Source organism: Polynucleobacter necessarius, assembly GCF_900095195.1.
GTDB classification, from domain to species: Bacteria; Pseudomonadota; Gammaproteobacteria; order Burkholderiales; family Burkholderiaceae; genus Polynucleobacter; species Polynucleobacter necessarius_G.
Window position 1 is genome coordinate 271,012 of the sequence record NZ_LT606950.1, and the last position, 19,160, is coordinate 290,171.

Annotated in this window: 23 protein-coding genes and 9 pseudogenes; 19 read left to right on the forward strand and 13 right to left on the reverse strand. The window is 46.0% G+C overall.

Translation table 11 applies throughout. The features are described 5' to 3' along the window. Positions 1 to 3 precede the first annotated feature (3 nt). The gene (locus tag BQ1619_RS08570) at positions 4 to 210 is read left to right on the forward strand and encodes a hypothetical protein (RefSeq protein ID WP_162784571.1); all 207 of its coding nucleotides are present in this window, start codon (positions 4 to 6) and stop codon (positions 208 to 210) included. Beyond that, positions 186 to 515, forward strand: coding sequence for a molybdate ABC transporter substrate-binding protein (locus BQ1619_RS01520; RefSeq protein ID WP_162784572.1), 330 nt, complete (start codon positions 186 to 188; stop codon positions 513 to 515). Before BQ1619_RS08570 ends, BQ1619_RS01520 begins: the two co-directional genes overlap by 25 nt. 9 nt (positions 516 to 524) lie before the next feature. On the opposite strand, the gene BQ1619_RS01525 is transcribed toward BQ1619_RS01520, so the two are convergent. Beyond that, positions 525 to 1,064, reverse strand: a complete 540-nt coding sequence (locus BQ1619_RS01525; protein WP_114661864.1) for a DUF2889 domain-containing protein — start codon at positions 1,062 to 1,064, stop codon at positions 525 to 527. Between the two features lie 100 nt (positions 1,065 to 1,164). Between BQ1619_RS01525 and BQ1619_RS01530 the strand changes: the two are divergent. Next, positions 1,165 to 1,891 (forward strand): annotated as a pseudogene (locus BQ1619_RS01530) (pseudouridine synthase). Then, entirely contained in the window at positions 1,888 to 2,187 is a 300-nt protein-coding gene (locus BQ1619_RS01535; protein WP_114661866.1) for a 4a-hydroxytetrahydrobiopterin dehydratase, read from the forward strand. Before BQ1619_RS01530 ends, BQ1619_RS01535 begins: the two are co-directional and overlap by 4 nt. A 3-nt stretch (positions 2,188 to 2,190) precedes the next feature. On the opposite strand, the gene BQ1619_RS01540 is transcribed toward BQ1619_RS01535, so the two are convergent. Next, positions 2,191 to 2,406, reverse strand: a complete 216-nt coding sequence (locus BQ1619_RS01540; protein WP_114661868.1) for a hypothetical protein — start codon at positions 2,404 to 2,406, stop codon at positions 2,191 to 2,193. 134 nt (positions 2,407 to 2,540) lie between these two features. Here BQ1619_RS01540 and BQ1619_RS01545 point away from each other — a divergent pair, with 134 nt between their 5' ends. The 7 genes from BQ1619_RS01545 to BQ1619_RS01570 all read left to right on the forward strand — a co-directional run bounded on the left by BQ1619_RS01545 (position 2,541) and on the right by BQ1619_RS01570 (position 6,345). Then, complete coding sequence (locus BQ1619_RS01545; protein ID WP_114661870.1) at positions 2,541 to 2,846, forward strand: (2Fe-2S)-binding protein; 306 nt, start codon at positions 2,541 to 2,543, stop codon at positions 2,844 to 2,846. A gap of 85 nt (positions 2,847 to 2,931) precedes the next feature. Further along, on the forward strand, positions 2,932 to 3,612 hold the full coding sequence (locus BQ1619_RS01550) for a DUF6662 family protein (protein WP_231968416.1): 681 nt from the start codon (positions 2,932 to 2,934) through the stop codon (positions 3,610 to 3,612). Positions 3,613 to 3,653: 41 nt separating this feature from the next. Continuing rightward, positions 3,654 to 4,202: an FMN-binding protein gene (locus tag BQ1619_RS01555; RefSeq protein ID WP_114661872.1), complete on the forward strand. Its 549-nt coding sequence runs from the start codon at positions 3,654 to 3,656 to the stop codon at positions 4,200 to 4,202. A gap of 10 nt (positions 4,203 to 4,212) precedes the next feature. Beyond that, positions 4,213 to 4,536: an FAD:protein FMN transferase gene (locus tag BQ1619_RS10145; RefSeq protein ID WP_197711811.1), complete on the forward strand. Its 324-nt coding sequence runs from the start codon at positions 4,213 to 4,215 to the stop codon at positions 4,534 to 4,536. Then, positions 4,517 to 4,924, forward strand: coding sequence for an FAD:protein FMN transferase (locus tag BQ1619_RS10150; RefSeq protein ID WP_197711813.1), 408 nt, complete (start codon positions 4,517 to 4,519; stop codon positions 4,922 to 4,924). The genes BQ1619_RS10145 and BQ1619_RS10150 overlap by 20 nt, the downstream gene beginning before the upstream one ends. Before the next feature lie 278 nt (positions 4,925 to 5,202). Continuing rightward, positions 5,203 to 5,475, forward strand: a complete 273-nt coding sequence (locus BQ1619_RS01565; protein WP_162784573.1) for a hypothetical protein — start codon at positions 5,203 to 5,205, stop codon at positions 5,473 to 5,475. Between the two features lie 51 nt (positions 5,476 to 5,526). Beyond that, on the forward strand, positions 5,527 to 6,345 hold the full coding sequence (locus BQ1619_RS01570) for a sulfite exporter TauE/SafE family protein (RefSeq protein ID WP_114661876.1): 819 nt from the start codon (positions 5,527 to 5,529) through the stop codon (positions 6,343 to 6,345). 143 nt (positions 6,346 to 6,488) lie between these two features. Here BQ1619_RS01570 and BQ1619_RS01575 read toward each other — a convergent pair. Continuing rightward, a pseudogene (locus tag BQ1619_RS01575) lies at positions 6,489 to 7,833 on the reverse strand (ABC transporter permease subunit); the annotation flags it as partial. A 2-nt stretch (positions 7,834 to 7,835) separates the two neighbouring features. Continuing rightward, a pseudogene (locus tag BQ1619_RS01580) lies at positions 7,836 to 8,093 on the reverse strand (ABC transporter permease subunit); the annotation flags it as partial. On the opposite strand from BQ1619_RS01580, the gene BQ1619_RS01585 reads away from it, so the two are divergent. Further along, on the forward strand, positions 8,084 to 8,401 hold the full coding sequence (locus BQ1619_RS01585; protein ID WP_114661878.1) for a sirohydrochlorin chelatase: 318 nt from the start codon (positions 8,084 to 8,086) through the stop codon (positions 8,399 to 8,401). The pseudogene BQ1619_RS01580 and the gene BQ1619_RS01585 sit on opposite strands and share 10 nt — an antisense overlap. Here the strand turns inward: BQ1619_RS01585 and cobA are convergent. From cobA to BQ1619_RS09470, 4 genes and pseudogenes are all read right to left on the reverse strand, one after another. Further along, positions 8,324 to 9,161 (reverse strand): annotated as a pseudogene (gene cobA / locus BQ1619_RS10155) (uroporphyrinogen-III C-methyltransferase). The gene BQ1619_RS01585 and the pseudogene cobA overlap by 78 nt on opposite strands. Before the next feature lie 40 nt (positions 9,162 to 9,201). Continuing rightward, positions 9,202 to 9,516: a DUF934 domain-containing protein gene (locus BQ1619_RS08900; RefSeq protein ID WP_197711815.1), complete on the reverse strand. Its 315-nt coding sequence runs from the start codon at positions 9,514 to 9,516 to the stop codon at positions 9,202 to 9,204. Between the two features lie 166 nt (positions 9,517 to 9,682). Then, the gene (locus tag BQ1619_RS01600) at positions 9,683 to 10,444 is read right to left on the reverse strand and encodes a hypothetical protein (RefSeq protein ID WP_231968418.1); all 762 of its coding nucleotides are present in this window, start codon (positions 10,442 to 10,444) and stop codon (positions 9,683 to 9,685) included. Further along, positions 10,339 to 10,551, reverse strand: coding sequence for a hypothetical protein (locus tag BQ1619_RS09470; RefSeq protein WP_231968659.1), 213 nt, complete (start codon positions 10,549 to 10,551; stop codon positions 10,339 to 10,341). Before BQ1619_RS09470 ends, BQ1619_RS01600 begins: the two co-directional genes overlap by 106 nt. 152 nt (positions 10,552 to 10,703) lie before the next feature. Here BQ1619_RS09470 and BQ1619_RS01605 point away from each other — a divergent pair, with 152 nt between their 5' ends. From BQ1619_RS01605 to BQ1619_RS01620, 3 genes and pseudogenes are all read left to right on the forward strand, one after another. Further along, positions 10,704 to 12,767, forward strand: a complete 2,064-nt coding sequence (locus BQ1619_RS01605) for an acyltransferase family protein (RefSeq protein WP_114661880.1) — start codon at positions 10,704 to 10,706, stop codon at positions 12,765 to 12,767. Between the two features lie 94 nt (positions 12,768 to 12,861). Next, positions 12,862 to 13,806: pseudogene (locus BQ1619_RS01615) on the forward strand (serine hydrolase domain-containing protein). Positions 13,807 to 13,840: 34 nt separating this feature from the next. After that, positions 13,841 to 14,092: a serine hydrolase domain-containing protein gene (locus BQ1619_RS01620; RefSeq protein ID WP_114661886.1), complete on the forward strand. Its 252-nt coding sequence runs from the start codon at positions 13,841 to 13,843 to the stop codon at positions 14,090 to 14,092. A 72-nt stretch (positions 14,093 to 14,164) separates the two neighbouring features. Here BQ1619_RS01620 and BQ1619_RS01625 read toward each other — a convergent pair whose 3' ends face one another. Together BQ1619_RS01625 and BQ1619_RS08575 are read right to left on the reverse strand one after the other, a co-directional pair. Then, positions 14,165 to 14,608 (reverse strand): hypothetical protein, encoded by a 444-nt coding sequence (locus BQ1619_RS01625; RefSeq protein WP_231968420.1) that lies wholly within the window; start codon positions 14,606 to 14,608, stop codon positions 14,165 to 14,167. Positions 14,609 to 14,613: 5 nt separating this feature from the next. Next, the gene (locus tag BQ1619_RS08575) at positions 14,614 to 14,769 is read right to left on the reverse strand and encodes a hypothetical protein (RefSeq protein ID WP_162784575.1); all 156 of its coding nucleotides are present in this window, start codon (positions 14,767 to 14,769) and stop codon (positions 14,614 to 14,616) included. Between the two features lie 155 nt (positions 14,770 to 14,924). Between BQ1619_RS08575 and BQ1619_RS08905 the strand changes: the two genes are divergently transcribed. The 3 genes and pseudogenes from BQ1619_RS08905 to BQ1619_RS01635 all read left to right on the forward strand — a co-directional run. After that, positions 14,925 to 15,296 (forward strand): DUF308 domain-containing protein, encoded by a 372-nt coding sequence (locus BQ1619_RS08905; RefSeq protein ID WP_197711816.1) that lies wholly within the window; start codon positions 14,925 to 14,927, stop codon positions 15,294 to 15,296. Further along, positions 15,287 to 15,511 carry a hypothetical protein gene (locus tag BQ1619_RS08910; protein ID WP_197711817.1) on the forward strand — a complete coding sequence of 75 codons (225 nt, stop codon included), beginning with the start codon at positions 15,287 to 15,289 and terminating at the stop codon, positions 15,509 to 15,511. The genes BQ1619_RS08905 and BQ1619_RS08910 overlap by 10 nt, the downstream gene beginning before the upstream one ends. 238 nt (positions 15,512 to 15,749) lie before the next feature. Further along, positions 15,750 to 16,544 (forward strand): annotated as a pseudogene (locus BQ1619_RS01635) (acyltransferase family protein); the annotation flags it as partial. A 77-nt stretch (positions 16,545 to 16,621) separates the two neighbouring features. Here BQ1619_RS01635 and BQ1619_RS10385 read toward each other — a convergent pair. After that, positions 16,622 to 16,762, reverse strand: a pseudogene (locus tag BQ1619_RS10385) (ribosome biogenesis factor YjgA); the annotation flags it as partial. Between the two features lie 121 nt (positions 16,763 to 16,883). Between BQ1619_RS10385 and BQ1619_RS09480 the strand changes: the two are divergent. Next, a pseudogene (locus BQ1619_RS09480) lies at positions 16,884 to 17,906 on the forward strand (GMC family oxidoreductase). A gap of 51 nt (positions 17,907 to 17,957) precedes the next feature. Here the strand turns inward: BQ1619_RS09480 and BQ1619_RS10555 are convergent. Together BQ1619_RS10555 and msrP are read right to left on the reverse strand one after the other, a co-directional pair. Next, positions 17,958 to 18,032, reverse strand: a complete 75-nt coding sequence (locus BQ1619_RS10555) for a lipocalin family protein (RefSeq protein WP_415066237.1) — start codon at positions 18,030 to 18,032, stop codon at positions 17,958 to 17,960. A gap of 158 nt (positions 18,033 to 18,190) precedes the next feature. Next, positions 18,191 to 19,154: pseudogene (gene msrP / locus BQ1619_RS01655) on the reverse strand (protein-methionine-sulfoxide reductase catalytic subunit MsrP). Positions 19,155 to 19,160: the final 6 nt, after the last annotated feature.

Sequence of the window (19,160 nt, forward strand, 5' to 3'; positions counted from 1 at the left end):
CGCATGGACAACGCCATCAAAGCCGGCACTCTTCCGATGAATAGCGCAACACCATTGGTAGATACTCTTGCAGGAATTTCCTCTTCAAATACGGTAAAGCCAGTTATTAAGAACTCGCAGCAATTAACCGATGTTTATTACAAGCAAAGTCGATTGCATTCTCGGACCCCGAGAGAGGCGCAACCGTGGGCCGTCATTTTCAGCAGGTGATTAAAAAACTCGGCATTGAAGATCAGGTATTAAAAAAATCCATACTGGCAAGCGATGGCGTCGAGACCATGAAACTGGTTTTGGCAAAAAAAGTCGAGATAGGAATCGCGCAAATGAGTGAGGTTATTCAGGCAGATCGAAGTGCACTTGTTGGGCCATTTCCCCCCGAATATGAATTGGCAACCCGATATTCGTTATATTGCAAGAATCGGGATCAAGACAAGCTGGCATCGTTTATTGGTTTACTGCAATCCCCGTTCGGCAATCAAGTATTCAGGAGTTCTGGCTTACGTCCGGTGCAGTAAATAGCTGGATTATGGATTTTTCTTCCATTTGTAGAATTTGGGATAGATGCGCATCACGGTTGGACCATTAAAGTCCCAAGTTTTGCATGTGCCTAAATACAGGGGAGGCTGATTTCCATCGATATCCATTAGGGCCCCGGGTATCGCTTGAAAAGCTGCTGTCGCTAGATTATTTAAGAGCTCTCTTAAATGCGTGCAGCCTGCAATTCCGCCTAAGTGCGTTTGAATGGTTTTGCGCCACCCCTTGCCCAATTGTTCTCCAATGAGTGCATTCATGGGCGGAATAACATGGGGGCATTCAGGATGAGGATGTCCATCCATCGCAACTTCTATGCCTTGAATAATTAACTCACTATTGAGAGTCAGGCGCACCCACTTGTCATGGAAAGCTTCACCCGGTTGGTAGGTTGTGGTTCCTGTGACAAAGGGCGTTGTCTTGTAATCACGAAGATGCCCTTCAATATCCCAAAGACCATCTTCCCTGGCAAAACCCTGAAAGGTAATTTCGCGAGTGTGCAGCAGTGAGCAGGGCTGTGGTTTGGAGAGCATCAGGCATTAATTCATTGGTTCTGTATTTCTCAATGATAATGAATTGTTTGGTGGTTCATGAGCACACGAAAATACCTTCCCTGTAGTATCCTTTGCGACTATGGCAAAACCCATTTCCCTCGAAAAAATCCTCTTTAGTCAGGGATTCGGAACGCGTCGTTATTGCAGTGATCTCGTGTATGCCGACTTAGTTAAGGTGAATGGTGTATTGGCTGAAGACCCAGAGGAGCGGATCTCTACCGAGGGTTTAATGCTCAATGTGGATGGCCAAGATTGAGAGTATCACGAGAAAGCCTATATCGCGTTTCATAAGCCACCGAACTACGAGTGCTCGCACAAAACTACGCATCACCCAAGTGTATATAGCTTATTACCACCCCCATTGATTGAGCGCGGCTTGCAGTGTGTTGGACGGCGGGATTGCGACACTGCAGGGTTGCTATTGATTTCCGATGATGGGCAATTTATCCATAAAATGACCACGCCCAAAAAATATTGGCAAGGTATATAAGATCACTACGCCCGAGCCCATTACCCAGGCTCAAATTGATCATTTAATGAATGGCGTTGTCTTGGAAAATGACCCTCGGCCTTGCTATGCAACGGCTTGCAAGCAAGTATCGGAAAATATTCTAGCGATGACCATTGTTGAGGGTCGCTATCATCAGGTAAAGCGAATGATGGCTGCGGTCGGAAACCATGTGGCTAAGTTGCATCGCGTTGAAATTGGTGCCTACGTTATGCCTGCAGATCTGGAAGGGGGTAAATGGTGCTGGCTCTATCCCCAAGATTTACAACAGTTATCACAAAGTGTTGATCCAAAATGAGCCGATTCATATTAGATGCTAATTTTGACTTTAGGGGTGCCATTCTCCAATGGCGTCTTGCGCCGTCAGGTATTCAAATTAGCCGTGAATTTGTCTTCCAGGATTTTAAGCAAGCCTTTGCGTTCATGACGCTCTGCGCGCAATATGCAGAAGAGATTGACCACCACCCAGATTGGCAAAATTCTTGGAACAGGGTAACTGTCAGCCTAACTACGCATTCAGCAAAGGCGCTCACTGAACTCGATATTCAGTTAGCAAAGGCAATGGATCGTTTTGCGCTCCAGCTGCAACCTTGACGATTAATACTCTTCACCCTCATGATCCTCTTCATTGAGGCTCATCAAAATGGTTGCCAATAACCCATAAACGATTTCAGTCGGAATCATGCCATCCTCATCGAGTTCGTCCATGACGTCATTTAGGCAATCCTCAGTAGGCTCGTTGAGCAAGGTCATGGCGCATTCGCACCCATAATCAAAATCTTCGTCGTTTTGGGTTTGATGTTCGTTTGTCATAAATGTCCTTGATTGGGCGTTCAGAATAGCAAATAAGGCCTACTTAGGATAGAAATATCCCAAGTTTAGGATGTGCACCTGCAAAAAATTCAGAATAATTTATAGTCATTTAAAACTAAAACAAAGGAGGCAGTATGCAGCTAAATATCAATGGGCAAACCCACAATATTGATGTTGAACCCAATATGCCCTTGTTGTGGGCGATTCGAGAGGTAGTCGGTTTAACTGGAACGAAATACGGATGCGGTGTTGCCCAATGTGGCGCCTGTACCGTTTATCTGAATGGCGAACCAGTACGTTCTTGCTCTATTCCGGTTTCTGCAGTGGGCGCGGCCAAAATTACAACCATTGAATCTCTGTCAAAAGACAATAGCCATCCTGTTCAAAAAGCATGGATTGCTTTAGACGTGCCTCAGTGTGGATATTGCCAATCCGGTTAGGTGATGACAGCTGCTGCCCTATTAAAGTGAATTCCAAAAACGCTTGGACTGCTAGAACAGAGCTTGATATGGTCTTACAAATGATTTGCAACTGGCTGGCTATATCAACTCTTATTACACCAGCGCTAACCAGAACTACACCAACCCAGAGGCCTGTGGTGATACACCAACCTGTACGGGTGGATATGGCGTGCCATCATCACATGATCCATCAACTGCATATCGACGCGGCGGGATCGAGGGCGGATCACTGGAAGTGATTTACCGCATCACGAATCCCGTAACTTCACCAGTTGGTGTCGGCTTATACCTCGAACCAACTTGGGGTAGAAATAAAGATGAGCTTGAGGCACGCTTACTCCTTCAATCGAACTTTATTGATGATCACTTGGTGCTGGCAGGCAACATTGTGGTTGCGAATGAACGTCTCAAATTTATTGAGAACAATAATGTCCCAGAATCCATGCTCGACTTTTTGGTAGGCGCTAGCTATCGATTTGCACCCAAGTGGTCCGCAGGCGTTGAGGCCCGTTTTCATAACGACTATTCCGAACTGAATTTACGCAACCAAGTCCAACGCGCAACCTTTATTGGACCCAACTTTCACTATGCAGAAAAAGACTGGTGGCTAACAGGCGCATGGCGCTATCAACTGGCTGGCGGCACCTGTATGGGCGGCGGCGAAGCCGAATGCTCCAACGCCCGTGTGTGGGACAGCCATTCAGTCAATGAATTCATCCTCAAAGTAGGCTTTCCACTGAACTAAAGCAACTTCTTTTGAACGGCCTTACGAAATAAAGACTCGCTATGCATTATTGGAAATCCAGTCCGCACCTTATTGCTGGGCTAGCCATATTAACGACACCAATTTTTTCGCAAGTCAAAATTTATGTCTCCACTGAACAAGCTCAGCAAATTCTTTTCCCAAATAAAGTTCTCACAAAGTCGTCCATCATCATTACAAATGATTTACAGGAAAAGATGCGCTCAGCATCGAGCATTCGACACCCATTTCAGGGTGATCGCATTTGGAAAACTGCTGATGGCGGTTGGTTTGTTGTGGATGAAGTCGTTGGCAAACACCAAATAATTACCTATGCCGTTGCCCTGAGTCCCAAAGGAGGCATTCTCGGGATTGAGATCCTGGAATACGTGGAGTCCTATGGCTACGAAGTTGCTGAAGCGCAATGGCGAAAACAATTTATCGGAAAAACGATCTCCGACCCCATCAAACTCAATCAGGATATCCAAAATATTGGGGGCGCCACGCTTTCGTGCAAACACCTTACCGATGGCGTGAAACGCATTACTGTGCTCTATGACTTAGCACTTAAATTTCCCGCTAAAACGAAATGAGTAATGCGCTATGACACGCTGCAAGCCTCTTCTGGGAACATTCGTAGAAATTGCGATTGACTCCACTCAAGATCAAGCCCCAATAGAGCATGCTTTCTCAGCGATCCAACAGATTCAGGAATTAATGGGATTTCATCATCCAGAAAGCGAGCTGAGTCGAATCAACCAACACGCTCACACTCAGGCGGTAGATATTCATCCGTGGACTGGGCAAGTGCTACGAATTGCCAAGCAGGTTCATCGACACTCCCGCGGCGTATTCAATTGCGGGATTGGTCATTGCTTGGTAGCTGCTGGCCTTTTGCCGAGACACATTGACTATTGGCAATCATGATTTAGGCGGTATTGAGGATATTCACTTCCTCACGTCGGAATTAATCACTGCATCTCGACCCGTTTGCTTGGATCTCGGCGGAATTGCCAAAGGATTTGCTGTAGATATGGCGGTCAAGATTTTGATCTCGGAGGGAGTTTCCGCAGGTATCGTCAATGCAGGTGGCGATTTAAGAGTTTTCGGAGACTACAGCAAGCCTATTTATATTCGTAACCCTAAAAATCCCATTGAGCTTTTAGAGCTAGGTGTGCTGCAAGATAGCGCCATGGCAACAAGCAGCCTCTATTTCGCCCATCGCGATCAGCAATCAAGCTATATCTCATCAACCCGATCGCTCAAGATGCAACTGAGGTGCACATTCAATCGAATGCTTCGTATTCCATCCTAGCAAAAGAATGTGTTTATGCGGATGCATTAACCAAGGTCTTAGCGATTACCAAGCAAGTTGACCATCCTTGCTTTCGTCATTTCTCAGCCCAAGCAATACAAATCGCAGCATGAGTCGCCTAGGAAAAATGCCCAACCGGCAAAAATGGTTTGTGACCTTAGGGCTATTGACTTGTTCTGTCAGTGGCAGCGCCTATCTCCTCGGACATCAATTTCGTATATATCGTTCCGTTCTAGGCTTTTCGTATATATCGTTCCATTCTAGGCTCTCACACTATCTTGGCCACTCACGGAGTGGCTGCCATGCTCGCCATCTTGGCGCTTGGCTCCGTTCTGCCGTTTCATCTGAAGGCGGGCTTTAAGTCGGGACGTAAACGTATCAGTGGTTTTGGCCAACTCAGTTTTCTAGGCCTTCTGATAGGCTCCGGCGCACTGTTGTACTATGGGCCTGAGGTTATACGAGATATCACCGTCAATATTCATTGGGGTATTGGTTTGTTATTTATGGTTATTTTTGTCTGGCACGCCATCTTTTATCGGTATCAAAAATGAACTCCAAATAAGCGGCGGCTTCTAAGCATTCGCACGATAAAATGCCATGCAATGGACTTCTCGATATTGATTAGCCCCTCCCTTGGCATCTTAGTCGGTATTTTGATGGGCTTAACTGGTGCTGGCGGTGGCATTTTATCCGTGCCCCTACTGGTTTTTGCATTACACCTTCCCGTCGCAGAGGCAGCTCCAATCTCTTTGTCTGCAATCGCGCTCGCCGCCGGGGTTGGCGCACTACTGGGATTTAAAAATAATATTCTGCGTTACAAAGCAGCAGGCTTAATGGCAATATTTGGCTTGCTGTTCTCGCCGATTGGTCTCTGGCTGGCTGGAAAAATTCCAAACGGTCCACTCTTAATCATCTTTAGCACGATTTTGTTTTACGTTTCTATTCGACTCTATCGGCAGGCTCATAAAGCAATCCATGGCATTGCAGATTTTGATAACAAACCGCCTCCACCCTGCTTGCTGGATAAGTCTGTTGGCAAACTGGCCTGGAACGTTCCCTGCGCTAGAGCGTTAATGTTTTCTGGTGGTCTTGCGGGACTGCTCTCAGGGCTTCTAGGCGTAGGTGGTGGATTTGCCATTGTTCCTGCACTCAAGCGCTACACCGACCTCCCTACTAAATCGGTTGTGGCCACCTCACTTGGGGTCCTAGCGATTGTGGCCAGTGGTGGCACATTGTTTTCAGTAATTTCAGGAAAATTTGATTTGGCAATAGCCACTCCATTTGCTACTGGAGCACTAGCAGGATTATTGGTGGGCAGATCGATTGGCAAGAAATTAAGTGGCCCCAGATTGCAGCAACTCTTTGCCATCACCGCATTCGCTGTTGCTATCAGCCTACTATTTAAAGGCTTTCATTCTTAAGTTATCCAGAATAAAAAAGCCCTTATTGCTAAGGGCTTTTGATTGGATGAGCTTGCACTAGATTAGTGACCGCCAGCACCACCTAAGTAAGCAGCTTTTACTGCTGGATCATCTTTGGGTTTGGCAGCTGGACCATGCGTCGGGATTGCTGTCATCTCACCGAAAAGCTGCACGTTTTGGAAAGTACGCGCGATGTCAGACAAAGCAATATCCGAGGATGTCTTACCAACCACTGTCTCGCCAGCATAAAGAACGTTACCTGTAGTCGGCTTATAAATACCAGTGAGTACGTTCATCATGGTGCTCTTACCAGAGCCGCTTGGTCCAATCAAGCCATGAATGGTGTCGCGCTTAATACTCAGATCAACGTTGTTCAGCGCTTTCAAGCCACCAAACTGCATGAGGATCGAATCGACCTTGAGAAGCTCTTCACAAAGCCAACAATACCGTTTTGTAGGTAGTAAACCACCAACAAAATCATGAAACCGAAAATACTTAAACGCCAGTCAGAGATGACGTTAAGCCAGAATGAGAATGCAGCCAAACCAACCACACCTGCAATCGGAATCGCAACCCGTCTTGGGGTGGTTAATTGCTTTGACAATGCCAAGCCAGCACCGGCCAGTACAGTGAGAGCAATGATAGAAGCAACGATACGGAATAAGAAAATATCGTCGAGGAGTTTTAGTAGCAACACAATAATGGCCGCACCCAACAATGCACCCAAACGTGACTTGCGTCCACCCATGATGATGCCAAGCAAGAACAAAACTGCGAGCTCATTGTTGTAGGTGTTCGGAGAAATGTACTGCTCAGAGTAGGCATACAAGCAACCGGCTAAACCAGCAAATGCAGCACTGATCACAAATGCGATCACTTTGAAGCGGTATACCGACACACCCATACAGTCACAAGCAATAGGACTATCGCGCAATGCTTCGAACGCACGACCAATTTGAGATTTAACGAAACGGTCAACAACGATCATAGACATGATCAAAATCGCTGATACCATCCAGAAATACTCCGCTTTAGTCATGGGTACGCCCATGAGTTCGGGCTTTGGAATCTTGATACCCAGAGGGCCCTCAGTCATCCAGGTCATCTCGTTAATCAGAATCTGCGTAATGGTTCCAAATGCTAGGGTCACCATCGCCAGATAGGGTCGATCACCTTCAACGCAGGCAGGGCCAAAATACCGCCGAAGATCGAGCTCACGATGATTGCTGCAGGCAACGTTCCCAAGATAGTCCAACCAAAGTGGAAATACAAAACACCCGCTGTGTATGAGCCGATTCCAAAGAGTGCTGCGTGACCCAATGAAACTTGACCAACATAACCAACCACAATATCCAATCCGCACAACAAAACAGTGTAGATCAGAATGGTTTCAACTAAGTGAATGTAATACGGGTTATGAATCACCAACGGCAACACTATCAGCGCAGCAATCGCAATTAATAGAGGTAGTAGAGACTTCAATTTCATCATTAAACTTTCTTAATTGCAGATTTGCCGAAGAGACCGGATGGTTTGTATGCCAACACAAGCAATAAAAAAATCAAACCTGAAACATCTTTGTATCCAGTGGAGATGTAAAAACCGGTAGCGGTTTTTACAATTCCTAAAATCAGGCCACCCACAATAATTCCGAGACCGCTTGATAAGCCACCAATAATGGCTACTGTGAAAGCCTTCAGACCCAATGCACCACCCATCGTTGCGCCGGTGAGCGTTAATGGAGCAAGTTTTTGAATGGTTGGAAAGCCTTTGGAAAGATCAGCATCCAGATGTTTTGGCAGAGTTAGCGTTTTTAGAAATGATGCAACCCTCTCTGGAAGAGGCGATCGCTGCTTTGGGGGGAAAGGGCGTAACACAAATTACTATCGTTCCCGTCTTTTTTGGTCAGGGCGGTCATTTACGGAATGACTTTCCGTTACTGCTCAAAGAGTGTCAGCAGAAATTTCCGAAAGTTGCTTTAAGCACGACGCCGGCCGTTGGCGAGGATCTCGCAGTCTTGCAGGCGATTATCGATTGCGGGGCTCGCGTTCTTTGATTGATCGTCTGCATTTCTTAAGGCTTCACCAACCATAATGAGGGCTGGTGAGTTCTGATCAAACCATGAATCTGCCTTTCCTTGTGCGAGCTCGCCGAGCGTGCTGCTCCATAGACGTTCCCACTTGGTGCTAACCGCTTCTAATATGTTACGGGTGTCGTTGTTGTGTGATGTGTGCGTTGATCAATCAGTTGCTGTGCAATTTTGGCCGCATATTTACGCCCCATGTAATACACCAAGGTATCTGCACTGGGATTGCTGATAGGCTGAGTTGCCGATACTGAATTGTTTTGACCGTCAGTTGCTTATGCTAAGGTAATAAATGCAACACTTCGACTGATGCCGCGCAGTGTGAGGGATTGTTGTAGGCTCGCTGCACCCGCAAGTGCAGCCGTGATACCGGGTACAACCTCGACCTCAATACCAGCATCCTTGGGTGCTTGAATCTCCTCATCGGCTCTACCAAAGAGCATTGGGTCGCCGCCTTTGAGACGTACAACCGTTTGGTATTTTTGTGCAGCATCGATTAAGCGTTTATTAATAAACGCTTGCGCGGGAGACAGCTTTCCACAGCGCTTGCCTACGGCGATTTTCTCGGCTTGGGGGCAGAGGTAAGTATTTCAGGGTCAACTAGGGCATCGTGCAAAACAACATCCGCTTTTGCCAATAGTTTGGCACAACGCACGGTAATCAGATCTGCGGCGCCAGGGCCGGCGCCTACCAGATATACCTTACCAAGCGAAGTAGGTGTCGTTGCCATGATCGTTTGATTACCTAAAGCTTCTTAAGATTCGTTGACATCAATTTGGTTGCAGCGATGTTCTCTTGCCGCGCCAACTATTTTGGGTGGTCACTGAAAACAAATCAAATTGCTTTAATGCGACATCCGTCTTTTGATCGGGGCGCAATGCAAAACTATCAAAATCAACACGAGCTCCTTGCAACAGTTGATCAATCAGCACGTCGCCGATAGCACGGATTTCACCGGTCCAGGCAAAGCGATCACGCAATAGGGCTGCGGTACTAAAACTTCTACCATCTCGAAAGATTAGAAAGTGCGCCGCCACTAAAGACCAAACTTTTTTGCCTTCTTCAATGAGATCTGCATGTTTCAAAATGTCATCATCGGCTGCAAACCAAACGCCAATCTGTCCAGCTTTGGCTTTTGCCTGAATATCCGCCTCTTGGTGATGACTGATCCACCAGGTAAAGGCACTAATACCTTGCTTTTGCCATGCTCTAGATCAGGCAGGCCACCCTCGTCGAGGCTACCACTCCAGATTAGCCATTCATTATCGCCTCTTGCCAAAGTTCATAGAGTTTGGCTTGCTCGACATCAGCTAACACCAGATTTTGCTCATGCGTTGAGCGCAATTCACCAAAACTGTATTGCTCTGCCAAATCTGCAATCGCTAACATTTGTGCAGTAGTGGCATCGCCAGGAGCAACCGAACCATGCGGTTTAAGTGACAACACCACGCTGACATAACCTGAAACTTGATGCGGTTTAACGTTGCGCTCCAACCATCTTGCAAACGCCGCCTTGTCTGCATCATTGGCAAGATTGATGACTTGCTCATTCGTTAACGCTGGCAAATTCTTATAAGCGGGTTTCGTGAAATGCTTTGCTACACGATCCCATTCTGCTTGCGTGAAATTGTCATCACCATTCTGAATGTGCAACCACTCGCCTTCTACTTGGCGGGCGAATTCTTCAGGTCCGAGTGCTTTAACCAAGATCTTGATGCGGGCCTTATAGAGATTGTCTCTGCGGCCAAAGCGGTTATACACACGCAGTAGGGCAGTCAGATAACTCGGCAGCAACTGCCAAAGCAATGCTTGCTTGATAAGTGATCCTAAGATGGGCGTACGACCCATACCGCCGCCTGCATAGATATCAGCCGTTAACTCGCCATTATGAATTGCTGGATTTTTCTTCAGCTCAATGCCGATGTCATGGCAAAGCAAGATCGTGCGGTCTTCTTTGGCGCCATTAATGGCAAATTTAAATTTGCGCGGTAGGTGCGCAAACTCAGGATGCAAGGTTGACCACTGGCGGAGTAATTCACAAACAGGGCGTGATCAACGTATTCATCACCAGCAACCCGTTGATTTACCAGGGTTTGGTCAATATGGTTGTATTTATACATAGACCATGATTATCATGGAAATTCAATATATCTCAAAATAATCAAATATTTACCCTTTATACACATTTAGATATAAATGGATTGGCATATTTTCCTGCAACCAATACCCATTCGCTCCTTGTGTAGGTTTATAGTGGCGGATAGCGCATTTCATGCAGACAAGCGCTTCATATCGCATACATAGCCCACTCAACCTAGTGTCCAAAACCCAATCACCCGCATCCCCCAGTTTGGCTGATTCCAAAAGTATCACTTCGACTGGTGTAGGCCATCTTCAGTATCGTCCTGACATTGATGGATTAAGAGCGGTGGCAATTTTGATGGTTGTGATTTATCACGCCTTTCCATCATTGCTAACGGGCGGTTTTATAGGGGTAGATGTCTTTTTTGTTATCTCTGGATTTTTGATCTCAACCATTATCTATAAGCAGTTAACAGTCGACTCTTTTAGTTTTCTTCAGTTTTATGCGCGTCGCATTAAGCGTATCTTTCCAGCACTGTTTATAGTGCTCCTCTTTTGTTTTGCATTTGGCTGGTTTAATTTATTGGCAGATGAATTTGCCCAGTTAGGAAAGCATATTGCTGGCGGTGCAGGATTCGTTGCTAATTTAGTGCTCTGGAGTGAGAGCGGATATTTTGATAACGCGGCCGATACCAAGTCGCTCTTACATCTTTGGTCTCTTGGTATTGAAGAGCAGTTTTATTTCGTTTGGCCCATCATTATTTTCCTAGCATGGAAGAAGCGAGTGAACCTGCTCAAAGTAGGTTGCTTCATTGGCTTAGTGTCTTTTGTAGCGAATGTCTATGAAGTGCACCGCGTAGCAAATTTCACCACGGCGTTTTATTCACCAATCACGCGCTTTTGGGAGTTAATGGTTGGCGCAATATTGGCTTACATGATGCTGAACCAAAAGGGTCTTGTCGATCGCTATCCAGGTGGCGCTTTCAAGGCATTGCATCGTCTCGTAGGAAACAACGGGATTTCGATTGTTGGAGTCATGTGTTTGCTAGTCGGCGCACTGTTGATCACTAAAGAGTCTGCGTTCCCTGGTTTCTGGGCTTTACTGCCTGCCATGGGAGCCGCATTATTGATCGTTGCAGGAGAGGGCGCTTGGGTTAACCGAATGGTTTTATCCAATCGGCTCATGGTCTGGATCGGGCTGATAAGTTTCCCGCTGTATTTGTGGCACTGGCCGCTACTCTCATTTGCACATATTCTGCAAGGTCAGATGCCTGAGGCAGAAATTCGTATTTTGATTGTTTTGGCATCTATAGCACTATCAACGCTTACTTACTATTTGCTTGAGAAACCCATCCGCGCTAATCGATTCAATAAAACGAAGGCGATCATATTGGTTTTTCTGCTGATGATGGTTGGATACGTCGGCCTTAATACGTATCAACGAGATGGGCTCACTTTTAGGTTGGCGCAGGTTCGCTTTCGGCTCCCACCCGTACTCCAAACTTTGGCAATGAAAAATCCATCGGCATCCGATACGGCTATCGGACCCTTAAAGGTGGATTGCACATTGCCAGATGCAGTAAAGATGAAGCCAGAAGGCGCTGTTTGTTATACCCAAGAAGAGCTGCAGAAGCCAGAAATCCTGTTGTGGGGCGACTCGTATGCCGGGCACCTGCTCGCTGGATACGAAGAGCGATATGGCAGTCAGTACCAAATCATGAGGGTTGGACACAATGGTTGTCCACCCATTCTGGATATGGAACTGCCCAATCGCAAGAACTGCACAGCTGGTAATGCAGACATCGTTCGTCGAGTCTTGAGGGATCGCCCAGCAAAACTAGTGATCGCAGCCAATTGGACGGATTATGACTGGCGACGAGTTGAAGGCACTTTAATTCAACTACAGCAGTCTGGATTTACAAGTATTGACTTAATTGGTCCTGCCCCAGTTTGGAGTGATGGACTCTATAAGCAGTTGTACTTGAAATATCTATCGGATCGAGATCCCAACATTCCTTATCGTATGAGTTTTGGTTTCAATAAAGATAAAGATTTTTTAGGGATCGATGCGGATATGGCAAAGATGGCTGCAAAGTTGAAGGTGCATTATTTGTCGATCGTGAACATTCTGTGTAATGCAGATGGTTGCATTACCAGGTTTGGGGATACGGGTGATACGCTTGAAAGCTATGATGCTGGCCACTTTACCAATATGGCATCGCGATATGTTGTGTCCCGTTTTCCGGGGAAGTAAACATCATTTTTAGCGTATGCTGTACATTTAAAAAATTAAAATAATAATATTTGGGAGGCAGTATGAAAAAACAATACTTCACTGGCTTAGTATTTTGGCTTGGGATAACGACAGCTGGGATGGCTGCATCAGCTCCTCCGCTTGTGCTGAGTCCGGGACCAGGTTTCAATCAGGAGGGATTAAAAAAATAGATGCTTTCTTTGCCGATCGAATTACGAATAACAAAATGCCTGGCGCGGTATTGGCAGTGGCTAAAAATGGCAAGCTCAGCATCTATAAGTCATATGGGTATTTAGATAAAGCCAGCAATAAGCCGATGACAACCAATGCGATTTTTAATCTGGCATCGATGACTAAAGTGATGGCATCGGTTGGCGCGTTGACCTTTTATGAAGAGGTCAAGTTACCTCTCAATGCACCCATATCCAATTAGCTGCCGCAATTTAAAGATATGAAAGTTGGCAAGGTGGATGCCGATGGTAATTTGACAACCGTACCAGCCAAAAATCCGATCACTGCGCAAGATCTGATGCGCCATACCAACGGCTTAACATACGGCGCTCGTGGCAACACGGCGGTACATAAGCTGTACCCCGCTGGTTCTGCTCCCGCCGCCATGAAATACAGCGCTACCGAGTTCATTGATAAATTGGCCAGCACGCCATTGCTGTATGAGCCTGGAACGGTGTGGGACTATGGCTTTGGGATTGATGTCCTCGGCATTATTCAAGAAAAGATCACGGGTAAATTATTGGGTGGTGTATTGCAAGAGCGCGTTTGGAATGTCGTTGGCATGTCCGATACCACCTTTGATTTGGCAAAAATCAACTCCGCTCGCTTTGTACAACCATTGCCAATAGATTCGATGAATGGCAAACCCCAGAAAGTCGACATTTTGAGCCAACAGGTGAAGTTTGATTGCGGTGGATCGTGTGCATTTTCGACTGCGGGAGACTATGTGCGTTTTGGTCAAATGCTGTTAAACGGTGGCAGCCTAGTGGCAAAAAAGTACTGGGACCGCAAACGGTGGCATTCATGACCTCGAATCATCTCAATAAAGATATTAAAATACTGTGGGTGGTACTGAGCCAGGGCGAGTGGGTTATGGATTTGGCTTAGGCGTGGCCGTTCGTATGGAGCGCGGTCTCTCCGCGATCAATGGCAACGTTGGCGATTTCACCCGGAATGGCGCCAACGGAACCATCTTTTGGATTGACCCAAAAGAGCAAATGATCGTCGTGATGATGGCTGTTGCTTCCGGCGAGATTCGGAAAGTACATCGGGAGCAATTAAATTCAGTGATTTATGGGGCATTAGCCAAATAATATTTTGGTAATCGCTGGGGTAGAAAAAAGCCCCGTTTCATCGGGGCTTTAGCTTTTCTGGCGCATCATTTTCTAGAGTCCTGCCTCGCGATAATGCCGATACAAATTCGCAATTGCTGCAAATCCGAGGGTCACAATCAACACGGAGAATAAATATTCTAGAGTGAGATAGTTAAATATGCTCATTTGAATCAAAACCACGGCGCCTATAAAAGCGCCAATCGATCCTAAAACTACCCATTTGAAGTTTGGTACAAATGCGCCTAAGGTAATCGCAATAAAAACAATATACAGATCCGAAACCAATTGATCGGCGGTGACAAAGATCGTATTCGTGAATTCGGGATTGGTGAATTTCCCCAAAATAGCAATGACGAGTATGCTGGCCAATATCGCAAAGTTCAACTTTGCTTTACCAACAATCGCTTTCAGTTGATCAGTAATCATTGAGATATTAGGCCCATTGCCGTTAAAGACTAGCCCAATACCCAGCCACAAGAGTGCAAAGGCAACCAAGATAGTCAGCCAATCTTCTTGAGGAAGTATTCCAAGCTATCCATATAGGCTTCATCGCCGCGACCAAACCACCGGTCAAACCGCTTCCATACAAGACGTCCAACTACCAGTGAAAGTAGCATGGCAACAATGCCTAGAATGATTGTCAGCGTGGTGTCCATTTAGTAAATCTTTCAAGCTCGAGTCTTCGGAAGACTCAAGAATACAGGTTTTGCGACTCAAGGCTCATTTTTTGGCACTTTTGAGAGGGTAGTGTTTATTGCTAAAGTAGAGCCCATTCTGCAGTACTAATGTATTTCACTATAGAGAGAAAACCATGGCAGATTTATCGGTGGATCAAATTCAAGAGATCCGCGTAAACGTATTGGGTGCGGCAGCCAAAGTGCCTGGAGCCCTGATTGGCTTGGGTATTTTGTTCATTATTTTGGGCATGATCGGTACTGCAGGCCAAGTCTTGTTCTCTCTGATCTCGGTGAATGTTTTGGGGATCTTCTTATTTGCTGGCGGAGTATTGCAAGGTATTCATGCGTTTAAGTCATCAGGTTGGAAGAGTGTGAGCATCCAAATGGTATTTGCGGTGCTGTATGTTGCCGCGGCAATTTACGTCTGGGCGTTTCCGATTCCTGCATTAGAGGCGATTACCTTGTGGCTAGCTGCCATCTTTTTGTCACCGGCTTCTTGCGCCTGATCGCAACATTTCAGCATCGCCATTTTGCTGAGTGGTTTTGGCTTGCAGTATCCGCAGCAATATCTATTTTGATGGGTGTACTCATCATGAATAACTTTCCATCCTCTAGCCTATGGTTACCAGGTTTATTGATTGCCATTGAGTTGCTATTGCAAGGATGGTCATTATTGTTCTTGGGCTTTGCCACCAAGTCACTGACAATTGGTAAAGAGTAGTCGCCATGGCAATGAAGAAAACGGATCTCTATAAGATCCTCGCTTTAGCGACTGCACAGCGCATGAAAATGCCGCTAAGACCCCAAAGCCTGGGGCTACTGAGGCAAAATCAAAATCCAAGAAAGAGTTAGCCGAGGCTAATCCGTTGCTAGCTTCTTTGATGGGTAAAAAGAAATTGAAATAAGATCCACTTCATTCAATTGATCAGTTGGCTTTGAAAAAAACGGCACCATTTATAGTGATCGATTTTCTGAAGGTGTTTGCAGCCCTTCTGATTATTCTGCATCACCTGTCGAGCTACGGACAAATTGCGAAAGATGCCCATACGGTTCTGCCATTGACGATGGCATGGTTATTTGAGTATAAACGCTATGCCGTACAGATCTTTTTAGTAATGGCAGGATATCTTGCAGCGCAATCCTTGAACCGCCTTGCCAATATGCGCTTTAGTGCATCGAATTTTCTAAAAGTCATCTTCAATCGTTATCTACGATTGTTTTTTCCCTATGCGGTTGCGTTGCTACTAACGATAGCGTGTGCCTATATTGCGCGCCTCTGGATCAATGATGAGTTTGTCGGTGAATCAGAAACCCTCTCTCAATTTTTAGCGCACCTCTTTTTTATACAGGGCATCTTAGGGCTAGATTCTATTTCTGCGGGTGCTTGGTATATCGCGATTGATTGGCAACTCTACGCAGTACTAGCCGTTTTGTTGATTACTTTTCCGCGCTATCAGTCAGCCATTTGGATCCTGAGTGTGCTGGGCGTCTGTTCACTGTTATTTTTTAATCGCTCTGGGGATTACGAAGCCTACTTTATCTACTTCATTGGCTCTTATGCTCTTGGAGCATTGGCATTTCTGGCTAAAGGGTTTAACAACGACGGCGTTAACCGCTTGGCCAGAATCATTCTTCTGGTGATTGACATCACCATTTTGGTGTCATCGTTCCAGCAGCTTTGGCTGCGCAATATTTTGGCTTGGATGGTTGCAGTGGTGTTATTGCTCTGGGGCGATAAACCGTATCCAGCGATGAATGCTAGAAACCAAAAACTCTTAATCTTGTTAGTCTCAGCAATTGCCGTCTTGATTGCCTCATCTAAGGGTATGGCTTTGAGTGCATCGCTACTCAAAGCCGCTAAGACTTCAGCCAATTTCTGGCGTTCGGTCATTTGGCGCTTTAGCTCGGATTTGCTAGGGCCTTCATCTTCCTCGGCTAGCTTGGGAGTGCGATTTTTCTCATTTAGATGCATGTAGCTATTTTAGACGGCTATTGAGAGTCTGCTGTACTGATGACCAATGTTGAAGTTTGGTAAATAATAGAGCGATAAATTCGAATGAATACTAAAAATACCGAGACAATGACTCAAGTAAATGCGTACGACTACATCATTATTGGCGCCGGTAGTGCGGGCTGTATGTTGCAGGCGCTTAACTGAGAACCCCAATAAAAAGGTATTGCTCATCGAGGCGGGCAAGAGCGACAACTATATTTGGATTCATATTCCGGTTGGCTATCTGTACTGCATTGATAACCCTCGCGCGGCTCGGCGTTTCAAGACAGTTACGGAAAAGGGGTTAAACGGCCGCTCTTTGCTGTATCCCCGTGGTCGTGTCCTGGGCGGATGTTCATCGATTAACGGCATGATTTATATGCGTGGTCAAGAGGGCGACTACGAATCTTGGGTGCAGGCCACTGGCGATGCATCTTGGTCTTGGGAAAATGCACTCCAGCGTTACAAGTCTTTTGAGGATTACCACAGTGATGCCAACCCATGGCATAGAAAAGTTGGCGAGCGGACGGTATCCAAACAGCGCTTGCGTTGGCCCATCATGGATAAATTTAAGGAAGCTGTAGTTCAGGCAGGTATTCCACATCGGATGACTTTAATCGCGGTGATAACTTTGGTGTAGGTTACTTTGATGTGAGTCAACGCAAGGGTTGGCGACTCAATACTGCAAAAATTTTTGAAGGATGCAGCCAAGCGCAGCAATCTAACAGTGCTCACAGAAGCCATTGTGACCAAGCTCAAAATTGATCCCGTGACAAAACGCTGTCTCGGAGTGGAATATCGCAAAAATGGTCAACTCACTGAATCCTTAATTCGTTCGAGTGGTGAAGTCATTCTGAGTGCAGGCGCGATTGGTAGCGTGCAGATCTTGGAGCGTTCGAGAATAGGCTCTGCAACCCATTTGGCGAAGTTGGGTATTCCGGTAATGGCGGATTTACCAGGCGCTGGTGAAAACCTCCAAGACCATTTGCAATTGCGCATGATCTATAAGGTGAGCGGTATTAAAACTCTGAACACCAAAGCAAACTCCTGGTTTGGCAAGATGATGATTGGCTTGGAATATCTGCTAAAACGCTCTGGCCCTATAGCCATTTTGAACTATTGAGTACCTTCAGATTGCCATCGGATCGCAATGAATAGAATGCCTGAGTATTGCTCACACATTTTTTTGAAACCAGTTCGGGAACTTGGCAATTTCATACCAGGTCCCCAAGTAACGTGGAACATCCAAGGATGAAATCGTTTTGACTGGTACATCAATCGTTTGAGCATAAGCAGTGTTACCAAATAGCAGAAAAGTACTGCTAAAAAAATAGGGAGTGCAGAATGAATTTTAGTCATTACTTTTTCATGATGAGATTCGAGTAATTTGTTCTCTGCAACCACTGCTTAATAATATTTTTTAAGATCCATACCAGCATACATACTAGCTACTTGCTCGCCATATCCATTAAACATTTGGGTTTTTATTTTGGGCGCAAACATACCCTTGGGGTCACCAATACGTCGTTCAGTAGCTTGGCTCCAGCGGGGATGATCAACTTGTGGATTGACATTGGAATAAAAGCCATACTCCCTCGCATCAAACTGGATTCCAGCTGGTCTTGGGCATTTCTTCCGTAAACCGAATTTTGACGATGGATTTAGCGCTCTTAAAACCGTATTTCCAGGGGACTACGATGCGCACCGGCGCACCATTTTGTTTTGGAAGCACTTCACCATAAAGACCAAAGGTCAGCAAAGTCAGAGGATTCATCATCTCGTCCATTCGCAAGCCTTCACGGTATGGCCAATCGATAATGTTGCTCCGAATTCCTGGCATTTGTTTGCGGTTTTCTAAAAAAATAAATTCCACATACTTTGCCGATCCGAGTGGCTCTACTTTGTTAATGAGTTTTGAAAGAGAGTAGCCATCCCAAGGAATGACCATTGACCATCCTTCGACACAGCGCATCCGATAGATGCGCTCTTCCATGGGTGCCAACTTTAATAAGGCATCAATATCTAAGGTGACTGGCTTTTTTACCAGACCTTCAATGGAGATTGTCCATGGACGCGTCTGCAAACTCCCCGCATGAGCCGCGGGATCCGATTTATCGGTACCGAATTCATAAAAATTGTTATACGTCGTGACGTATTTGTATGGGGTTGCTTCCTCTTTAGGGTCGTAAGCTGAATTCAGTGACGCACTTAACTTCTCAGGAGTGGCGGCTAATGCTTGCCGTGAAAACCATGGCGCCAGTGCGGCACCAAAACTCCCAGCAGCGGCCGCCTTGATCAATGCGCGGCGATTCTCAAAAACTGCTTTGGGTGTGACTTCACTAGCCAGAAGGGTCTTATCTGTAAACGCCATAACGGA

Coding starts and splice junctions, on each gene's coding strand:
- BQ1619_RS01540 (WP_114661868.1), bottom strand. CDS start 2,406: ATGACAAACGAACATCAAACCCAAAACGACGAAGATTTTGATTATGGG.
- BQ1619_RS01585 (WP_114661878.1), top strand. CDS start 8,084: ATGGAGCAAGTTTTTGAATGGTTGGAAAGCCTTTGGAAAGATCAGCAT.
- BQ1619_RS01525 (WP_114661864.1), bottom strand. CDS start 1,064: ATGCTCTCCAAACCACAGCCCTGCTCACTGCTGCACACTCGCGAAATT.
- BQ1619_RS08570 (WP_162784571.1), top strand. CDS start 4: ATGGACAACGCCATCAAAGCCGGCACTCTTCCGATGAATAGCGCAACA.
- BQ1619_RS01535 (WP_114661866.1), top strand. CDS start 1,888: ATGAGCCGATTCATATTAGATGCTAATTTTGACTTTAGGGGTGCCATT.
- BQ1619_RS01570 (WP_114661876.1), top strand. CDS start 5,527: ATGGACTTCTCGATATTGATTAGCCCCTCCCTTGGCATCTTAGTCGGT.
- BQ1619_RS10145 (WP_197711811.1), top strand. CDS start 4,213: ATGACACGCTGCAAGCCTCTTCTGGGAACATTCGTAGAAATTGCGATT.
- BQ1619_RS08575 (WP_162784575.1), bottom strand. CDS start 14,769: ATGGACACCACGCTGACAATCATTCTAGGCATTGTTGCCATGCTACTT.
- BQ1619_RS01555 (WP_114661872.1), top strand. CDS start 3,654: ATGCATTATTGGAAATCCAGTCCGCACCTTATTGCTGGGCTAGCCATA.
- BQ1619_RS01545 (WP_114661870.1), top strand. CDS start 2,541: ATGCAGCTAAATATCAATGGGCAAACCCACAATATTGATGTTGAACCC.
- BQ1619_RS01605 (WP_114661880.1), top strand. CDS start 10,704: ATGCAGACAAGCGCTTCATATCGCATACATAGCCCACTCAACCTAGTG.
- BQ1619_RS08905 (WP_197711816.1), top strand. CDS start 14,925: ATGGCAGATTTATCGGTGGATCAAATTCAAGAGATCCGCGTAAACGTA.
- BQ1619_RS09470 (WP_231968659.1), bottom strand. CDS start 10,551: ATGTATAAATACAACCATATTGACCAAACCCTGGTAAATCAACGGGTT.